This is a genomic window from Mycolicibacterium holsaticum DSM 44478 = JCM 12374 (assembly GCF_019645835.1).
GTDB classification, from domain to species: Bacteria; Actinomycetota; Actinomycetes; order Mycobacteriales; family Mycobacteriaceae; genus Mycobacterium; species Mycobacterium holsaticum.
In genome coordinates, this window is the sequence record NZ_CP080998.1 from 270,192 (window position 1) to 287,166 (window position 16,975).

General features: G+C 66.2%; 12 protein-coding genes. 11 read left to right on the top strand and 1 reads right to left on the bottom strand.

Annotation, left to right across the window (positions count from 1 at the left end):
• Positions 1-15: 15 nt before the first annotated feature.
• Positions 16-1,512 (bottom strand): potassium/proton antiporter, encoded by a 1,497-nt coding sequence (locus K3U96_RS01325; protein ID WP_069403486.1) that lies wholly within the window; start codon positions 1,510-1,512, stop codon positions 16-18.
• A gap of 152 nt (positions 1,513-1,664) precedes the next feature.
• Here K3U96_RS01325 and K3U96_RS01330 point away from each other — a divergent pair, with 152 nt between their 5' ends.
• From K3U96_RS01330 to K3U96_RS01380, 11 genes are all read left to right on the top strand, one after another.
• The gene (locus K3U96_RS01330) at positions 1,665-2,360 is read left to right on the top strand and encodes a potassium channel family protein (RefSeq protein ID WP_220693355.1); all 696 of its coding nucleotides are present in this window, start codon (positions 1,665-1,667) and stop codon (positions 2,358-2,360) included.
• A 96-nt stretch (positions 2,361-2,456) separates the two neighbouring features.
• Positions 2,457-2,795: a lsr2/espR transcriptional regulator gene (locus K3U96_RS01335; protein ID WP_372514974.1), complete on the top strand. Its 339-nt coding sequence runs from the start codon at positions 2,457-2,459 to the stop codon at positions 2,793-2,795.
• Complete coding sequence (locus tag K3U96_RS01340; RefSeq protein ID WP_069403489.1) at positions 2,792-3,271, top strand: NADH-quinone oxidoreductase subunit B family protein; 480 nt, start codon at positions 2,792-2,794, stop codon at positions 3,269-3,271. The genes K3U96_RS01335 and K3U96_RS01340 overlap by 4 nt, the downstream gene beginning before the upstream one ends.
• A gap of 68 nt (positions 3,272-3,339) precedes the next feature.
• Positions 3,340-5,232: a proton-conducting transporter transmembrane domain-containing protein gene (locus K3U96_RS01345; protein ID WP_220693357.1), complete on the top strand. Its 1,893-nt coding sequence runs from the start codon at positions 3,340-3,342 to the stop codon at positions 5,230-5,232.
• Between the two features lie 5 nt (positions 5,233-5,237).
• On the top strand, positions 5,238-6,191 hold the full coding sequence (locus tag K3U96_RS01350; protein ID WP_110917228.1) for a respiratory chain complex I subunit 1 family protein: 954 nt from the start codon (positions 5,238-5,240) through the stop codon (positions 6,189-6,191).
• Entirely contained in the window at positions 6,188-6,850 is a 663-nt protein-coding gene (locus K3U96_RS01355) for a hypothetical protein (RefSeq protein WP_220691824.1), read from the top strand. Before K3U96_RS01350 ends, K3U96_RS01355 begins: the two co-directional genes overlap by 4 nt.
• On the top strand, positions 6,850-8,319 hold the full coding sequence (locus K3U96_RS01360) for a proton-conducting transporter transmembrane domain-containing protein (protein ID WP_069403493.1): 1,470 nt from the start codon (positions 6,850-6,852) through the stop codon (positions 8,317-8,319). The genes K3U96_RS01355 and K3U96_RS01360 overlap by 1 nt, the downstream gene beginning before the upstream one ends.
• Positions 8,316-9,794: a hydrogenase large subunit gene (locus K3U96_RS01365; protein ID WP_220691825.1), complete on the top strand. Its 1,479-nt coding sequence runs from the start codon at positions 8,316-8,318 to the stop codon at positions 9,792-9,794. The genes K3U96_RS01360 and K3U96_RS01365 overlap by 4 nt, the downstream gene beginning before the upstream one ends.
• A 41-nt stretch (positions 9,795-9,835) precedes the next feature.
• On the top strand, positions 9,836-10,411 hold the full coding sequence (locus tag K3U96_RS01370; RefSeq protein ID WP_220691826.1) for a TIGR03086 family metal-binding protein: 576 nt from the start codon (positions 9,836-9,838) through the stop codon (positions 10,409-10,411).
• A 17-nt stretch (positions 10,412-10,428) separates the two neighbouring features.
• Entirely contained in the window at positions 10,429-11,433 is a 1,005-nt protein-coding gene (locus K3U96_RS01375) for a PHP domain-containing protein (RefSeq protein WP_220691827.1), read from the top strand.
• A 274-nt stretch (positions 11,434-11,707) separates the two neighbouring features.
• Entirely contained in the window at positions 11,708-16,933 is a 5,226-nt protein-coding gene (locus K3U96_RS01380; protein ID WP_220691828.1) for an Ig-like domain-containing protein, read from the top strand.
• Positions 16,934-16,975: the final 42 nt, after the last annotated feature.

Genomic DNA, 16,975 nt, shown 5'->3' on the forward strand with positions numbered 1-16,975 from the left:
GAAGCGTAGTCGCAGCTACCCGGCCTCGCCGTATTCGTTGAACCAATGCGCGAGTTTTCCGCGACGGCTCACGGCCCGCAGTCGCCGCTCGGTGGCCTCCCGTGTCTTGCTTGTGGTGACGATGAGCAGCTCGTCACCGATGGCGATCCGGGTGTCCGGCTGAGGCACGAAAGTGTTTCCGTTGCGGATGATCAGTGTGATCACGCTGGGGTCGGGCAGGCGTAGCTCGCGCACCGAGACGTTGTGCAGGCGCGACGGGGCATGCACGGTCATCGTGAGCAGCTCGGCCTCCAGGACGTCGAGTGGCGCCGATTCCACCTGAATCTCGCGGGTGGCCTCCTTGGAGACCAGCCCCAACCGGCGAGCGACCAAACCCAAGCTCGGTCCCTGCACCAGGGTGAACACCACGACCAGGATGAAGACGATGTTGAGCACCCGCAGGCTGTCGGGTACACCGCCCACGATCGGGAACGTGGCGAGCACGATCGGGACGGCGCCCCGCAAACCCGCCCAGGACACAAAAAGCTGTTCCCGCCAAGGTATTCGGAAGCCGGCGAGAGAAACCGCGACGGACATCGGCCGCGCGATCAACAACAGCACCAGCCCGATGGCGATCGCGGGCAGCACCTCGGCGCCCAGGTCACTCGGGTCCACCAGCAGGCCGAGCAATACGAACAGGCCGATCTGCGCGAGCCAGGCCAGTCCCTCGGCGAACGAACGGGTCGCCGAGCGGTGAGGCAACCCGGAATTCGCCAGCACCAGCGCGGAAACGTACGCGGCGAGAAATCCGCTCGCATGTGCGGCGCCCGCCGCCGCGAAGGCCACCATGCCGAGGCCGAACGCCGCAAGCGGATACAAGCCGGAGGCCGGAAGCGCGATCCGCCGCATGCCGAAAGCACCCACCACGCCGACGATCACGCCGATCAGGGCGCCCGCGACCAACTCGTAGCCCACCTCGATGACGGTGTGCACCGGCGACAGTTCCAGCGGCGTGACGCTGAACAACAGCACGAGGATGACGGCCGGGGCGTCGTTGAACCCGGACTCGGCCTCGAGCAGGCCGGCGACGCGGCGCGGCAAAGGCACGATCCGCAGCACCGAGAACACCGCGGCCGCGTCGGTCGAGGAGACGACGGCGCCGAGCAGCAGCGCCAGTTGCCAATCCATGTCCAGCAGCAGATGCGCGCCCGCGGCCGTGACGACCATGCTGACCGCGACGCCGAGGGTAGCGAGCATCCCGGCGGGGGCCAGCACCTTGCGCACGTCGGCGAAATGCGTGGTCAGACCACCTTCGATGAGGATGATCGCCAACGCGACGGTGCCGAGGTGGTCGGCGAGCAGGTAGTCGTCGAACTGCAGGCCCAGCCCGTCCTCACCGACGATGACCCCGACGGCCAGGAACAACAGCAGGCTTGGCAAGCCGATGCGACTGGCAGCGCGGGTGGCGACGATGCTCGCCAACAAAACGAGCCCGCCCGCCAGCAGCACCAGATAGAGATGCTGCAGGGTCATTCTTCCCCGTTCGGACCGGATGGCTGGTGCGACGTGCAGTAAAACACCTACCACGGCAGCGGATAAGGCAGCGGATAAGTCAGTATGAACTGGTGATCCGCGTCAGGAAGCGACCAGCCGAGGCGTCAAGCGGCGCCGAGGACCGCCGATCCATGCGCATCGGCATCGCGGGCGCGGGCGCGGTCGGCCGCTCGGTCGCCCAGGAGCTGATCGACTACGGCCACAAGATCTTGTTGATCGAACACAGCGTGCGGCACTACGAACCGCAGACCGTGCCCGAGGCCGATTGGTTGTTGGCCGACGCGTGCGAGTTGGCCGCGCTGCAGGACGCCGGAATCCAGACCTGCGACGTGATGATCGCCGCGACCGGTGACGACAAGGCGAACCTGACGACGTCGTTGTTGGCCAAGACCGAGTTCGCGGTGGACCGGGTGGTCGCGCGGGTCAACGACATGCGCAACCAGTGGTTGTTCAACGAGGCATGGGGTGTCGACCTCGCGGTCTCTGCGCCTGCGGCGCTCGTCTCGGCGATCGAGGGTGCCATCGACATCGGTCACGTGGTCCGGTTGATGGAGCTGCGGCAGGGCCAGGTCAGCCTGGCGAAACTCACGCTGCCCGAAGGCGATCCGTTGGTGGGCAAGCAGATACGTGAGCTTCCGATGTCGGAGAACACCGCGTTGGCCGTCGTCATCCGGGAAAGCGGGATCGTCATCCCCACCCCCGAGGATGTGCTCAAAGCCGGCGACGAGATGCTGTTCTTCACCGGCGGCGGGTCGAACAACGAGGTCTCAGCCCTTGTTCAGAGCGCCATCAAGCCATTTGGCGATCAAGCTCACCTCACCACCTGACCGAACGTGACCCGCACCGCGCCCTCCACTTCATATCTATATGATAAAGTCTTCAAGTAATAAATCGTAGGAAACGGCAATTCTTCAGGAGTTCGGGTGGAGCCGCTGTACAAGCTCAAGGGCGAGTTCTTCAAAACGCTCGGCCATCCGGCCCGCGTACGGATTCTCGAACTGCTGGCCGACAAGGACCGATCCGTCGGAGAGCTGCAGCCCGAGGTCGGCCTGGAATCCTCGAACCTGTCCCAGCAGTTGGGCGTATTGCGCCGCTCCGGGGTCGTCACCGCCCGCAAAGACGGCAACAGCGTCATCTACTCGATCGCGTCACCGGACATCGCCGAGCTGCTGGCCGTCGCACGCAAGGTGCTGACCACGGTCCTCAGCGACCGTGTCGCGGTGCTGGCCGACCTGCGCGCCGATGCCGAGGGCGACCAATGAGTTGGTTACGCAAGATATTTCGGGTCGGACGTATCGTTGAACCGTCCGAGCCCGCCCCCCAAGCCGCGGTCGAACCGCCTGCGGGCGTGCGTGGTTCGTTGCAAATCCGCCACGTCGACGCCGGTTCGTGCAACGGATGCGAGGTGGAGATCGGCGGGGCGTTCGGCCCTGTCTACGACGCCGAGCGGTACGGGGCACGGCTGGTCGCCTCGCCCCGGCACGCGGACGCCCTGCTGGTCACCGGCGTGGTCACCCGCAACATGGCCGAACCCCTTCGCAACACCGTTGCGGCGACGCCCAAGCCGCGGGTGGTCATCGCGTGCGGTGACTGTGCCCTCAATCGTGGCGTCTTCGCCGACGCCTACGGTGTGGTCGGCGCGGTCGGCGAGGTGGTCCCCGTCGACGTCGAGATACCGGGCTGCCCGCCCACCCCCGACCAGATCGTCGCCGCACTGCGATCGGTGACCGGCAAGTGACCGCCACCTTGGCCGCTCCCGCCGAGGGGGTACGAAAATCCGCGTCGCACAGGGGGTTCGACGTCGTCATGGGCTTGGGCACCTCGGCCGTCGGCGTCGCCGGGGTGTGGCTCGGTGTGCTCGCGCTGTTCGGCCCCGCCCGTGAGGTGCGTATCGGCTGGCTGTTGCCGCTGGCCGGTGTGCAGTTGCAGCTCGATCCGCTCGGCGGGTTCTTCCTGGCGTTGACCGGCGCGGTCGCGGTGCCGGTCGGCATCTACGCGATCGGATACGCCCACCACCTGAGCCGGACCGCGATGGCCGTGCTTCCGCTGTTCGTGGCCGCGATGCTGCTGGTGCCAGCGGCCGGATCGGTGACGACGTTTCTGTTCGCCTGGGAGCTGATGGCGGTCGCGTCGTTGGTGCTGGTGCTCGCCGACCACACCGAGTCGCGCGTGCGCTCGGCGGCGCTGATGTATGCGGTGATGACCCAACTCGGCTTCGTCGCCATCCTCGTCGGTTTGATGGTGTTGTCCGCTGCGGGCGGTGCGGACCGCTTCGCCGACCTGACCGGCGTGTCCGAAGGCACCCGCACCGTGGTCTTCTTGTTGACGCTGGCGGGTTTCGGCTCCAAGGCCGGTCTGGTGCCGCTGCACGCCTGGCTGCCGCGGGCGCACCCCGAGGCGCCCACGCCGGTGTCGGCGCTGATGAGCGCGGCGATGGTGAGCCTGGGCATCTACGGCATCGTGCGCATCGACCTGCAGCTGCTCGGCCCCGGGCCGCGGTGGTGGGCGCTGACGCTGCTGATCGTCGGTGCGGTTTCCGCGCTCTACGGAGTGCTGCAGGCGTCGGTGGCGTCGGATCTCAAACGGCTGCTGGCCTATTCGACGACCGAGAACATGGGGCTGATCACGATGGCGCTCGGCGCCGCGACGTTGTTCGCCGATGCCGGTGCCGCCGCGCCCGCGACCATCGCGATGACCGCCGCCGTGCTGCATCTGCTTGCTCATGCGGTGTTCAAGTGCCTGGCCTTCATGGCGGCGGGGTCGGTGCTGTCGGCCACCGGGCTTCGCGATCTCGACCGGCTCGGCGGGTTGGCCCGGCGGATGCCCGCGACGACGACGCTGTTCGGCGTGGGCGCCCTCGGCGCGACCGGATTGCCGCTCGGCGCCGGGTTCGTCAGCGAATGGCTGCTGCTGCAGTCACTGATCCGCGCCCCCGGCGGCGACGCGATGGTGGCGCTGATGGGTCCGCTGGCCATGGGCGCGGTCGCGTTGACGGTCGGCCTCGGGGTGGCCACCATGGTCAAGGCGTTCGGCATCGGTTTCCTGGCCCGGCCACGCTCCGAACCAGCCTCGGCGGCAACAGAATCCCCGCGCACGATGGTGGCAGGCATGACCATCGCGGCCGTGGGCTGCGCGCTGATCGCGGTGGTGCCCGGGCTGATCGCGCCCGCCCTGCGCCGGGTGCTCGAAACGCTGCCCGCCGCACAAGACGTCGAGTTCACCGACTTCGGCATCCTGATCCGGCTGCCCGGCGTGCCGGGCTCGATCGCGCCGGCCGTGATCGCGGCCGCGCTGGTGGTGGCGATCCTGGCCGTGGTGCTGGCCAGCCAATGGCGGGCAGGACGCCGACCCGAAGCCGAACGGCTGCCGCTGTGGGCCTGTGGGGCGGCCGACCTGACATCCCGAATGCAATACACCGCAACATCGTTCGCCGAGCCGCTGCAGCGGGTGTTTGACGACGTTCTTCGTCCCGACACCGCCATCGAAGTCACCCCGACCGCCGAATCGCGGTACATGGCCGACCGTGTCACATATCGCAACCGGATCGGTGACGCTGTCGAGGAGCGGCTGTACACCCCGGTTGTGCGGGCGGTGGCCGCCGCCGCCGATGTCATCCGCCGGGCCCACACCGGCAGCATCCACCTCTACCTGGCCTACGGGGCGCTGGGTGTGCTGATCATCCTGGTGGTCGCGAGATGAGCCTGGTGTCCTATCTGGCTGGCGTGGCGCAACTGGCCACGGTGGCCCTCGGCGCGCCGCTGGTGATCGGGTTGATGCGCCAGGTCCGAGCGCGGTGGGAAGGTCGTGCCGGCGCCGGGGTGTGGCAGCCCTGGCGGGATCTGCGCAAACAGCTTGGTAAACAACAGATCACACCGGAAGGCACCACGCTCGTCTTCGCCGCGGCGCCCGCCGTGCTTGCCGGTACCACGCTGCTGATCGCCGCGATCGTGCCCGTGGTGGCCACCGGATCGCCGCTGGACTCCAGCGCCGATCTGTTCGCCGTCGTCGGGTTGCTGTTCCTCGGCACGGTGGCGCTCACCCTTGCAGGCATCGACACCGGTACGTCGTTCGGTGGGATGGGCGCCAGCCGCGAAATCACCATCGCCGCCCTGGTGGAGCCCACGATTCTGCTGGCCGTGTTCGCGTTGTCGATACCGGCGGGCTCGGCGAATCTCGGTGCCCTGGTGGCCAATACACTGGACAACCCCGGCCAGGTGGCGTCGCTGGCCGGGGTGTTGGCGTTCGCGGCGCTGGTCGTGGTCATCATCGCCGAGACGGGGCGGCTGCCGGTGGACAACCCAGCCACCCACCTCGAGCTGACGATGGTGCACGAGGCGATGGTGCTCGAATACGCCGGACCGAAGCTGGCGCTGGTGGAGTGGGCGTCGGCGATGCGGCTCACCGTGCTGCTGGCGCTGCTGGCGAACCTGTTCCTGCCGTGGGGAATCGCCGGTGACAATCCCACGGCGATCGCGGTTGTCGTCGGCGTCGCCGCCGTCGCGGTCAAGGTCGCCGTGCTGGCGATGCTGCTGGCCAGCGTCGAGGTGTTCATCGCCAAGCTGCGGTTGTTCCGGGTGCCCGAACTGCTGGCCGGCTCGTTCCTGCTCGCGCTGCTCGCGGTGACCGCGGCCAGCTTCTTCACGGTGGGGGCCCCGTGATCGACGCAAACTTCATCACGCTCATCGGGTTCGCCGCGGGCGGGCTCACCCTGGCCGCGGTGCTCATCGTGTGGCGCCGCGACCTGCGCGCCATCGTTCGCCTGCTGGCCTGGCAGGGGGTGGCGCTGGCCGCGATTCCGGTGCTACGGGGTCTGCACGACGCCGAAGCCGCGCTGGTGGCCGTCGGCGCCGCGGTCCTGGTGTTGCGCGCGGGGGTGCTGCCCTGGCTGCTGGCCCGGGCGCTGGCCGCCGAGCCGAAGGCGCAGCGCGAGGCGACGCCGTTGGTGAACACCGCGACCTCGCTGCTGATCACCGGAATACTGACCGTCGTCGCGTTCGCGATCACCCGCCCGCTGGTCGATCTGGCGCCCGACCCGGTCGTCAACGCCGTCCCCGCGGCATTCGCGGTGATCCTCATCGCGCTGTTCGTGATGGTCACCCGGCGGCACGCCGTGTCACAGGCGGCCGGATTCCTGATGCTGGACAACGGGATCACCGCCGCGGCGTTCCTGCTCACCGCGGGTGTGCCGTTGATCGTCGAACTCGGCGCGTCACTCGACGTGCTGTTCGTGGTGCTGATCATCGGGGTGCTGACCGGGCGGCTGCGCAGGGCGTTCGGCGGTGCCGATCTGGACCGGCTGCAGGAGTTGCGCGACTGATGACCACACTGCTTCTCGCGTCCGTCCTGGTGCCCGCCGCCACTGCATTGGTGAATCTCGTTGGGGGATGGCGACGTTGGACCGCCGCGCTGTCCGTGGCTTCGGCCGGCACCGTGCTGGTGTGCGGCGTCGTTCTCGCCACCCGGGTCGGGTCCGAGCCGTACCTGGCACTGGGCGGTCTGCTGCGCGTCGACGCGCTCTCGGTCACCATGCTGATCGTCATCGGCGTCGTCGCCACGCTGAGCACGTGGGCCAGCATCGGCTACATCGGTGCCGAACTCGAACACGGCCATACCGATGCCGGCGGCGCCCGGCTGTACGGCGTGCTGACCCCGGCGTTCATCGCGGCAATGGCACTTGCGGTCAGCGCCAACAACATCGGAGTCATCTGGGTCGCCGTCGAGGCCACCACCGTCGTCACCGCGTTCCTGGTCGGGCACCGCCGCACCCGCACGGCGCTCGAAGCGACGTGGAAGTACGTGGTGATCTGCTCGGTGGGCATCGCGGTGGCGCTGCTGGGCACCGTCCTGATGTACTTCGCCGCCCAGCATGCAGGCGCGCCGGACGCACATGCGCTCAACCTCGACGTGCTCGCGGCGTACGCGGCCAGCCTCGACCCGGACGTGGTGCGGCTGGCCGGCGGGCTGCTGCTCATCGGCTACGGCGCCAAGGCCGGCCTGTTTCCGTTCCACACCTGGCTGGCCGATGCGCACAGCCAGGCGCCAGCACCGGTGTCGGCGTTGATGAGCGGTGTGCTGCTGGCCGTGGCGTTCTCGGTGCTGCTGCGCATCAAACCGATCGTCGACGCGGCGACCGGCCCGGAGTTCCTGCGTACCGGGCTGATCGCGCTCGGCCTGATGACCCTGCTCATCTCAGCGCTGATGCTCGTCGTCACCGGCGACGTCAAACGCATGCTCGCGTACTCCTCGATGGAGAACATGGGGCTGATCGCGATCGCCGCCGCGGCCGGGACACCGCTGGCGATCGCGGGGCTGCTGTTGCACGTTTTCGCGCACGGGGTGGGCAAGACCGTGCTGTTCCTCGCGGGTGGTCAGCTGCAGCTCGCGCACGACTCCACCGCAATCGGCGAGATCAGCGGTGTGGTGCGGCGTTCGCGGATGGTCGGCGGATCGTTCTCGGTCGGGCTGCTCGTGCTGCTCGGGTTACCGCCGTTTGCGATGTTCGCCAGCGAGCTGGCCATCGCCCGCTCACTGGCCGACGCCGGCTTGGCCTGGGTGCTTGCCGCGGCCGTGCTGCTGATCGCGGTGGCATTCACGGCGCTGGTGCGCAATTCGGGCCGCATGCTGCTCGGGTCCGCCCCGACAGGGGCGCCCGCGATCGTCGTGCCCGGCTCGGTGGCGGCGGCGCTGCTGATCGGCGTGGCCGTCTCGATCGTGCTCGGCGTCACGGCCGGCCCGCTAACGGACCTGTTCGCGGACGCGGCGAACCTGCTCGGAGCGTTGAGATGAAAAACCGTATCCGCCACCGCATCCCATCGGACTCACTGAGGGATAAGGCCGAGGAACTGTTCGACAAGGGGTTTCGGCTTGCGTTGGTGGCAGCCCACGACGACGGCGGCGGCGCGCTGCGGGTGGTGTATCTGTTCCTCGCCGGCCAGCCCGACCGTCGGGTCGAAGTCGAATGCGTCGTGGCGCCCGGCGACCCCGAGGTGCCGTCGCTGGCCTACATGTCGTTTCCGGCCAGCCGGTTCGAGCGCGAGATGGCCGACCTCTACGGCATCCGCCCCGGTGGACATCCGCACCCGCGTCGGTTGGTCCGGCACGCGCACTGGCCGCAGGACTGGTATCCCATGCGCAAAGACGCCGGTCGGCCACCGCAATTCGAGTCGAGAGGCCGCTTTCCGTTCGTCACGGTCGAAGGCACCGGCGTATACGAGATCCCGGTCGGTCCGGTGCACGCCGGGCTGATCGAGCCGGGCCATTTCCGGTTCTCCGTGGTCGGCGAAACCGTGTTGCGGCTCAAGGGCCGGCTGTGGTTCGTGCACCGCGGCGTGGAGAAGCTGTTCGAGGGCACCCCGATCACCGGTGGTGTCGCGCTGGCCGAACGGATCAGCGGCGACACGTCTGCCGGACACGCGCTTGCGCACAGCCTCGCCGTCGAGGACGCTGCCGGCGTCGCGCTGCCCGATCAGGCGCACCGGCTGCGCGCACTGCTCGTGGAACTCGAACGGCTCTACAACCACGCGGCCGACCTCGGCGCCCTCGCCAACGACGTCTCCTTCGGGATCGCCAACACCCATGCGCTGCGGATCCGGGAACGCCTGTTGCGCATCAATGCCGAGGTGACCGGACACCGGCTGTTACGGGGCGCCATCCGGCCCGGCGGAATCGTGCTGCGGACACTGCCCGACCCGGCCGTGCTGCGCGAGATCGCCGCCGACCTGGCCGAGGTGGCCGACCTCACGTTGCGCAACAACGTCGTTTACGACCGGTTCGCCGGAACCTCGGTGCTCAGCGCCGAGGACGCGCAGTCGCTGGGATGTCTGGGCTACGCCGCCCGGGCTAGCGGGGTACGCACCGACGCCCGCCTCGACCACCCGACGACCGAGCTGCCCGTCACCGAGGTCGGCGCCACCACCGGCGACGTGCTCGCCCGCTACGCGGTGCGACGCGACGAGTTCGCCGCATCGGTCGATTTGGCGTGCGCGCTCATCGAATCCCACCGGGGGCCGACCGAATATCAGGAACCGCTCAAGGATCACACGGGCGTGTCCAGCGGCGTCGGCATCGTGGAGGGCTGGCGCGGCACCATCGTGCACCGTGTCGAGGTGGACGCCGACAACACCTTCACCCGGGCCAAGATCGTCGACCCGTCCTGGTTCAACTGGCCGGCGCTTCCTGTGGCGATGGCCGACACGATCGTTCCGGACTTCCCGTTGACCAACAAGAGCTTCAACCTGTCCTACGCGGGAAACGATCTGTGACGTTGCGATGAGTTCCGAAGGTCGCGCCGGTCGGTATCGGCATGATCGATTTGATGCCGGCCTGCCGACGCACCGCCGATGTGTTGGCGACCGTGACCGACGAGCAGCTGAGCGCGCCCACCCCCTGCGCGGATATGCGCCTTGACCAGCTGCTGGCCCACATCGGTGGGCTGGCGTTGGCGTTCACCGCCGCCGCACGCAAGGACTTCGGGCCGCTGACCGACACGCCTCCGCAGGTGGGCGCGCAAGCGCTCGACGGCGACTGGCGCACGTCGTATCCGGCCCGGCTCGCAGCGCTGGCCGATGCCTACGCCGACCCGTCGGCCTGGCAGGGCATGACGCGCGCGGGTGGCGTCGATTTTCCCGGCGAGGTGGGTGGCTTGATCGCGCTCACCGAAGTGGTCATCCACGGATGGGACGTGGCGCGCGCAACCGCCCAGCCCTATGACGTCGACGCCGGCACGATGGCCGCCGTGTTGTCCCACGTCACCCAGAGCGCCGCCGAGGATCCGGTCGAGGGTCTGTTCGGACCGGCCGTGCCCGTCGCCGCCGACGCGCCGACACTGCACCGGATCGTCGGGCTGACCGGGCGTGACCCGGCATGGCGCGCGCCCTGATTGGGCACACTGGAGGTATGGACCCGGTTATCGCCCTGCGCCAGATCGCCTACTACAAGGACCGTGCGCGCGAGGACCCACGCCGGGTGATGGCCTACCGCAACGCCGCCGACATCGTCGAGGGGCTTTCCGGGGGGCAGCGCGAGCGCCACGGCGCGGCCAACTCCTGGCAATCGTTGCCCGGCATCGGGCCCAAGACGGCAAAGGTCATCGCGCAGGCGTGGGCCGGCCGCGAACCCGACGCGCTCGTCGAACTGCGCTCCAATGCAGCAGATCTCGGTGGGGGAGACATCCGCGCCGCACTGCGCGGTGACCTGCACGTGCACTCGAACTGGTCCGACGGTTCAGCGCCGATCGAGGAGATGATGCTGGCGGCAAGGGATTTGGGCCACGAATACTGTGCGCTGACCGATCACTCACCGCGGCTGCGTGTGGCCAACGGGTTGTCACCGGAACGGTTACGCAAGCAACTCGACGTCATCGACGAACTCCGCGAGACGGTGGCGCCGATGCGGATCCTCACCGGTATCGAGGTCGACATCCTCGAGGACGGGTCGCTCGACCAGGAAGCGGAGCTGTTAGAACGCCTCGACGTGGTGGTGGCCAGCGTGCACTCCAAGCTGTCGATGGACGAACCGTCGATGACGCGGCGCATGCTCAAGGCGGTCGCCAACCCGCACACCGATGTGCTCGGGCACTGCACCGGCCGCCTGGTTACCGGCGGGCGCGGGGTCCGGCCGGAGTCGAAGTTCGACGCCGAGAAGGTGTTCACCGCCTGCCGGGACCACGGCACCGCCGTCGAGATCAACTCCCGGCCCGAGCGCCGCGATCCACCCACCCGGCTGCTGAACCTGGCGCTGGACATCGGCTGCGTGTTCTCCATCAACACCGACTCGCACGCGCCCGGGCAGCTCGAGTTTCTCGGGTACGGCGCTTCACGTGCGCTCGACGCAGGCGTGCCTGTCGAGAGGATCGTCAACACCTGGCCGGCCGAAAACCTGTTGGCCTGGACTGGTTCGTAAATCGACGCTAGCGTAAGTGCTGTTCGCATCGATTCGCTGTGGGGATAAAACATAAGCGTCGATAGCTAATCCAAATGTGCGACAAAATTTCCTCGCGGTAGAAACTACTTGGCTGACTCTGTCGTGAATTCGGTCCAAGTTTTGTTAATTGCTGACGAAATCAGTTGAAACCGTTACGCCTGCTCACAAGAGTTGTTAGCGTCCGTATGTTGAATGCATCCCAACGTTGACCAACCGCATTGCGTATTCGCAATCGGGACAGAAGGGACACTCGATGGCCGCCGCAGCGCGATATGGAATTGACTTCAGCAACTGCCAGTCGCGGATGTTCGGTTGTTCGAAGTCGGTAAATTCGACTGCCTACGCACGTTATGTCGGCCGGGTCGGCGCCTTGGCGGTGGCCTTGGGCGTGGGTGTCGCCGTCGCGACAGGCGGGTCGGGTCTGGCGTGGGCGGACACGGGTTCTCTGGGCGATTCGCAGAGTTCTGGTGCGTCGTCGGGTGACGGTTCGGATTCATCATCAGGGCAGGCTGCTGGCGGAAACTCCGCTGCGACGCAGACAGAGAGCGGGAGCGTCGACGATGCGCTTGATGGAGACGACGCCGGTCTCGATTCGGATGCCGATGACGCCGCCGACGCCGAGCAGTCCACCGACGCCACCCTGCCGACCGACGATGACGAATACGAAGACTACGGCGAGCCCGACGGCCTCGACGAACCGGAAACAGACGACGACACCGACGTCGGTATCGACGACCAGGACAGTACGGCCGCAACTGTCGAGCCGGAATCCATAGTTACTCAGCGCGATTCCGCCCTGCAGGGCAGCCCGTCAAACGATGTTGATCAGGTTTCGGAGCGTATCGATGATATGGCGTCCGTCGCCGAGCCCGTCGATGATCCCCACGCCTCCGAGCTGACCGAACAGGAGCAGCCGGCAGAGTCATCGACGAGCCGGCTGACTACCGAGACCCTCCTGGACGAATCTGTCGAGGTGGCGACGATCTTGGTGGAAGACGAGCCGACCGCGACGCCGGCGGATACCTCAAGCGACGTCGTCGGGATTGCGAGCACAGTCATGGCCGCGCTGCTGTCGCCCTTCGTCGCGCCCGGACCTGGGGCGCCTGCCGAGCCACCGTTGGCGTGGGCGCTGCTGGGCTGGGTGCGTCGCGAGTGGCAGCACATGTTCCTGAACCGCACGCCAACCCCGGTGGTCGATGACATCACCACTTCGGAGGACACGCCGATCACCGTCGATGTCGTCACCGGGACCGATCCCGACTCGGTCGCCGGGGATGTGGTGACCGTGACCGAGGTGACCCAGCCGCAGAACGGGTCGGTGACCTACGAGGGTGGCACGCTGACCTACACCCCGAATGCCGATTTCCACGGCACCGACACCTTCACCTACACGATTTCCGATGAGGAGAGCCCCCTCCATGTCCATGGGCTGCGGGGACTGTGGGCCGCCCTGTTCGGCGGCGATGCCGGCCATGCCAGCACCGTCACCGTGACCGTGACGGTCAACCCGGTCAACGACGCCCCCGTGGCGGTCGACGACTCTGTCACCGTCGCTGAGGATTCCGGGGCAACCGTGATCGACGTGTTGGGCAACGACACCGATCTCGACGGTGACGACCTCTCGGTCATCGCCGTCGGGTCCGCGGCGAACGGCGCTGCCACGCTGACCGACGGGGTCATCACCTACACCCCGAATGCGGACTTTTACGGCACAGATTCGTTCTCCTACAGCATCTCCGACGGCATGGGCGGCACCGCCACCGCCACCGTGACCGTCACGGTGACCGCCGAGCCGGATCCGCCTGCCCCGGCGGATGACACGTACACCACCGACGAGGACACCCCGCTGAACATCCCCGCGCCGGGAGTGTTGGGCAACGACGTCGACGTCGACGGTGATGACCTGTCGGTGCAGCTCGCCCAACTACCCCTGCATGGCATTGTCTCGCTCAACGAGGATGGTTCGTTCACTTATACGCCGATTAGTGACTTTCACGGCGTCGATTCGTTCATCTATACCGTTATCGACGGTAACGGTGGAACTGCTACGGCCACTGTGTATGTGACGGTGAACCCGGTCAATGACGCTCCGGTGGCGGTTGATGATGCGGTGACCGTCGATGAGGACGGCGTCGCCGTGGTCGACGTGTTGGCTAACGACACCGATGTCGACGGGGACGAACTCACGGTAACCACCGTCGGCTCCGCAAGCAACGGGACAGTCACGTTGGCCGACGGTGTCATCACCTACACCCCGGACGCCGACTTCCAGGGTGCGGATTCGTTCACCTACACCATCACTGACCCTGATGGTGAAACATCCACGGCCACAGTGCATGTGACGGTAAATCCGGTCAACGACGACCCAGTGGCGGTCGATGACTTCGTGACGGTCGACGAGGATACCGGCGCCACTGTGGTCGATGTGTTGGGCAACGACGCCGATGTCGAGGATGACGAACTCACGGTGACTGGGGTCGGCGCCGCAACCAATGGAACGGTCATGTTCACCGACGGTGTCATCACTTACACGCCAGGCGCCGACTTCCAGGGTGCGGATTCGTTCACCTATACGGTTTCCGACGGTAAGGGTGGAACTGCTACGGCCACTGTGTATGTGACGGTGAACCCCGTCAACGACGCTCCGGTCGCGGTTCCTGACGTCGTGACGGTCGACGAAAACTCCACAGCCAATGTGATTGACGTGCTGGGCAACGATACCGACGTTGACGGTGACGCGCTTACGGTGATTCATGTCGGCTCCGCGCACAGGGGCACGGTCACCATGATCGACGGTGTCATCACTTACACCCCGGACGCCGACCGCTACGGCATGGATTCGTTCAGCTACACCATTACCGACGGCAACGGTGAAACGTCTACTGCCCTTGTGCGCGTAGAAATCATTTCGTTGAACACCACTCCGGTCGGCAACGACGACGAAGCGTTCACGGAAGAGAACACACCGGTCGTTATCGACGTGCTGGCCAACGACTTCGATCCTGATCCGGAAGACGTGCTGCGGCCGGTCGTGTTCGTTGCACCGAACTTCGGCAATGCTGTCGTCAACGACGACGGCACAATCACCTACACGCCGTCTCCCGGTTTCCATGGCACCGACACGTTCTATTACCGGGTTAACGACCGCCGCAGTACAAGCGATCTGACCGCCGTGACGATCACGGTGCATCAGGCACCGCTTGTCGCCAACGACGACGATGTGGTCACCGACGAGGACACACCCGTTCTCATCGACGTCTTGGCCAATGACTCCGATCCCACCGGGGACACGATCACCGGTATCGCCATCGAATATGACGGCGACGGTGCTATTGACCTGCGGGATCCCGAGCGGTTCACGTTCACGTACATTCCTCGGCCGGACTTCTTCGGGACCGACACGATTACCTACTATTTGCGCGACGCCGATGGCCGCGTCAGCAACGTCGGTACCGTGACCATCACGGTCAATCCCGTCAACGACGGGCCAGTGGCGTCCGATGACATCGTCACGGTCAGGACGAATTCCGGACCCACTGTGGTAAACGTGTTGGGCAACGACTCCGATGTCGACGGCGACGATCTTTCGGTGATCGAAGTGGGGACCGCGAACAACGGCACCGTCACCCTGTCCGACGGTGTGATCACCTATACGCCAGTCACGGGTTTCGTTGGTTCGGACTCGTTTACGTACGCCGTTACCGACGGCAACGGCGGGGTAGCCACCGCAACTGTGCGCGTGACAGTGAACGATCCTCCGGTCGCCAATGACGACGTTGTGTCAACGGAGCAGAACAGACCAGTGCTCATCGACGTGCTCGGCAACGACACCGATGTCGACGGCGACGTGCTCAGGGTCATCGCGTTGGGGTCACCGACCAACGGCAGCGTCACATTGGACGGCGGACTCGTCGTCTACACCCCGAACTCCGGTTTCGTGGGTACGGATTCGTTCACCTACCGAGTCGACGACGGCACCGATGTGAGTGAAACCGCAACCGTTCACATCGAGGTGCGTGAACGACCGTTTCTCGCCTACGACGACTTTGCGGTCACCGACGAAGACACACCCGTTGAGATCCACTTAGTAGGCAACGACCTCGCCAGCGCCGACATGATCGCACGCATCAGAGTCGCTTCACCCACAGAGGGCTCTATCGAAACTGTCGCTGCGCCTCACACGGTGAGGTACACACCGCCGCCGGACTTTGTTGGAACTGTGACCTTCACCTACTTCCTCGTGGACTCCGAGGGCCGCCAGAGCAACACAGCCACCGTCACCATTTTGGTCAACCCCGTCAACGACAACCCCGTGGCGGTCGATGACACCGCCACGGTCGATGGGGATTCCGGAGACAACGAGATCGACGTACTGGCCAACGATTTCGACGTCGACGGTGACGTGCTGACAGTATTGGAGGTGGCAGAGGCGTCAAACGGTAGCGTCGCGCTGACCGACGGCGTGGTCACCTACCGGCCGAACGCCGGCTTCGTCGGGACCGATTCGTTCACCTATACCGTCGCTGACGGCAACGGCGGCACAGGCTCCGCTACCGTGACGATCAAGGTCAAGGATCCGAACACCATCACGTTCGACGACGGGGCCCGGCCGTCGGAAACCTTCGTCTCCCACGACCCGACTCGCATCTATGTGCTGACGGATAACGATCTGCGGATTGTCGACACCCGCACGGGCCGGATCGACATCGTCGACCTCGACGCGACGCCGTGGAGTCTCGTGGTGAGTGACCGCGGGGATTACGCCTATGTCGGCAAGTCGGCGGATGAGAGCGAAACCACAGCCGTCACAAAGATCGATCTCCGAACGGGCGCCGCGACCCCGATCGGTGCGGTTCGCCAGGCTTCGGCGATGGCAGTAAGCCGTGATGGCGAAATGCTGTACGTCACGGATTATCAGGATGGCACCGTTTCGGTGATCGACACGGCGACAGGGGAGTTCCGGCGGATAGTTACGCCTCTGCAGGGCAGTGCCATTGCGGTGAGCGAGGACGATTCCACGCTGTATGTCGGTCTCATCAACAACGAGGTACTGGCGGTCGACATCGAAACGGGGGACAGCGCAGTCGTGTATGCCGGCGCCTGGGATGCCGCGTCCGTCGCGGATCTGAGCATCGCCGTGACGCGCGACTTCGCTTATGTGACAGACGGACTCAACAATACGGTCGCCGTCATCAATACCTATGACGACGAGATCTACGACGTTTACCAGGTTGGGGCGCGTCCCACGAGCGTGGCCGCATCGCCGTACGGCGATATGGTTCTGGTCGCCTCCGCCACAGAGGACAAGGTCACGGTCATCAGCCTCGAACTCGGCGTGGTCGGTGCGTTTGAGGTCGATGGTCTGGTTGATGTCGATTTCGCGCGCAACAGCCAGGAGGTCTATGTCACGACCCGCGACGGGATCTCGGTCATGCCGACCGACCACATCTACTCGCTCATCGGAGTGAACCCGTTGTAGGCATTGCTGTGGTCGGCCCGCGGCCAGGTCACACCCCGCGGC

What these genes read in the sequence shown, in the direction of transcription:
- K3U96_RS01370 (WP_220691826.1), top strand. Translation starts at nt 9,836, where the DNA reads ATGATCGATTTGATGCCGGCCTGCCGACGCACCGCCGATGTGTTGGCG.
- K3U96_RS01330 (WP_220693355.1), top strand. Translation starts at nt 1,665, where the DNA reads ATGCGCATCGGCATCGCGGGCGCGGGCGCGGTCGGCCGCTCGGTCGCC.
- K3U96_RS01375 (WP_220691827.1), top strand. Translation starts at nt 10,429, where the DNA reads ATGGACCCGGTTATCGCCCTGCGCCAGATCGCCTACTACAAGGACCGT.
- K3U96_RS01360 (WP_069403493.1), top strand. Translation starts at nt 6,850, where the DNA reads ATGACCACACTGCTTCTCGCGTCCGTCCTGGTGCCCGCCGCCACTGCA.
- K3U96_RS01365 (WP_220691825.1), top strand. Translation starts at nt 8,316, where the DNA reads ATGAAAAACCGTATCCGCCACCGCATCCCATCGGACTCACTGAGGGAT.
- K3U96_RS01345 (WP_220693357.1), top strand. Translation starts at nt 3,340, where the DNA reads ATGGGCTTGGGCACCTCGGCCGTCGGCGTCGCCGGGGTGTGGCTCGGT.
- K3U96_RS01380 (WP_220691828.1), top strand. Translation starts at nt 11,708, where the DNA reads ATGGCCGCCGCAGCGCGATATGGAATTGACTTCAGCAACTGCCAGTCG.
- K3U96_RS01340 (WP_069403489.1), top strand. Translation starts at nt 2,792, where the DNA reads ATGAGTTGGTTACGCAAGATATTTCGGGTCGGACGTATCGTTGAACCG.
- K3U96_RS01325 (WP_069403486.1), bottom strand. Translation starts at nt 1,512, where the DNA reads ATGACCCTGCAGCATCTCTATCTGGTGCTGCTGGCGGGCGGGCTCGTT.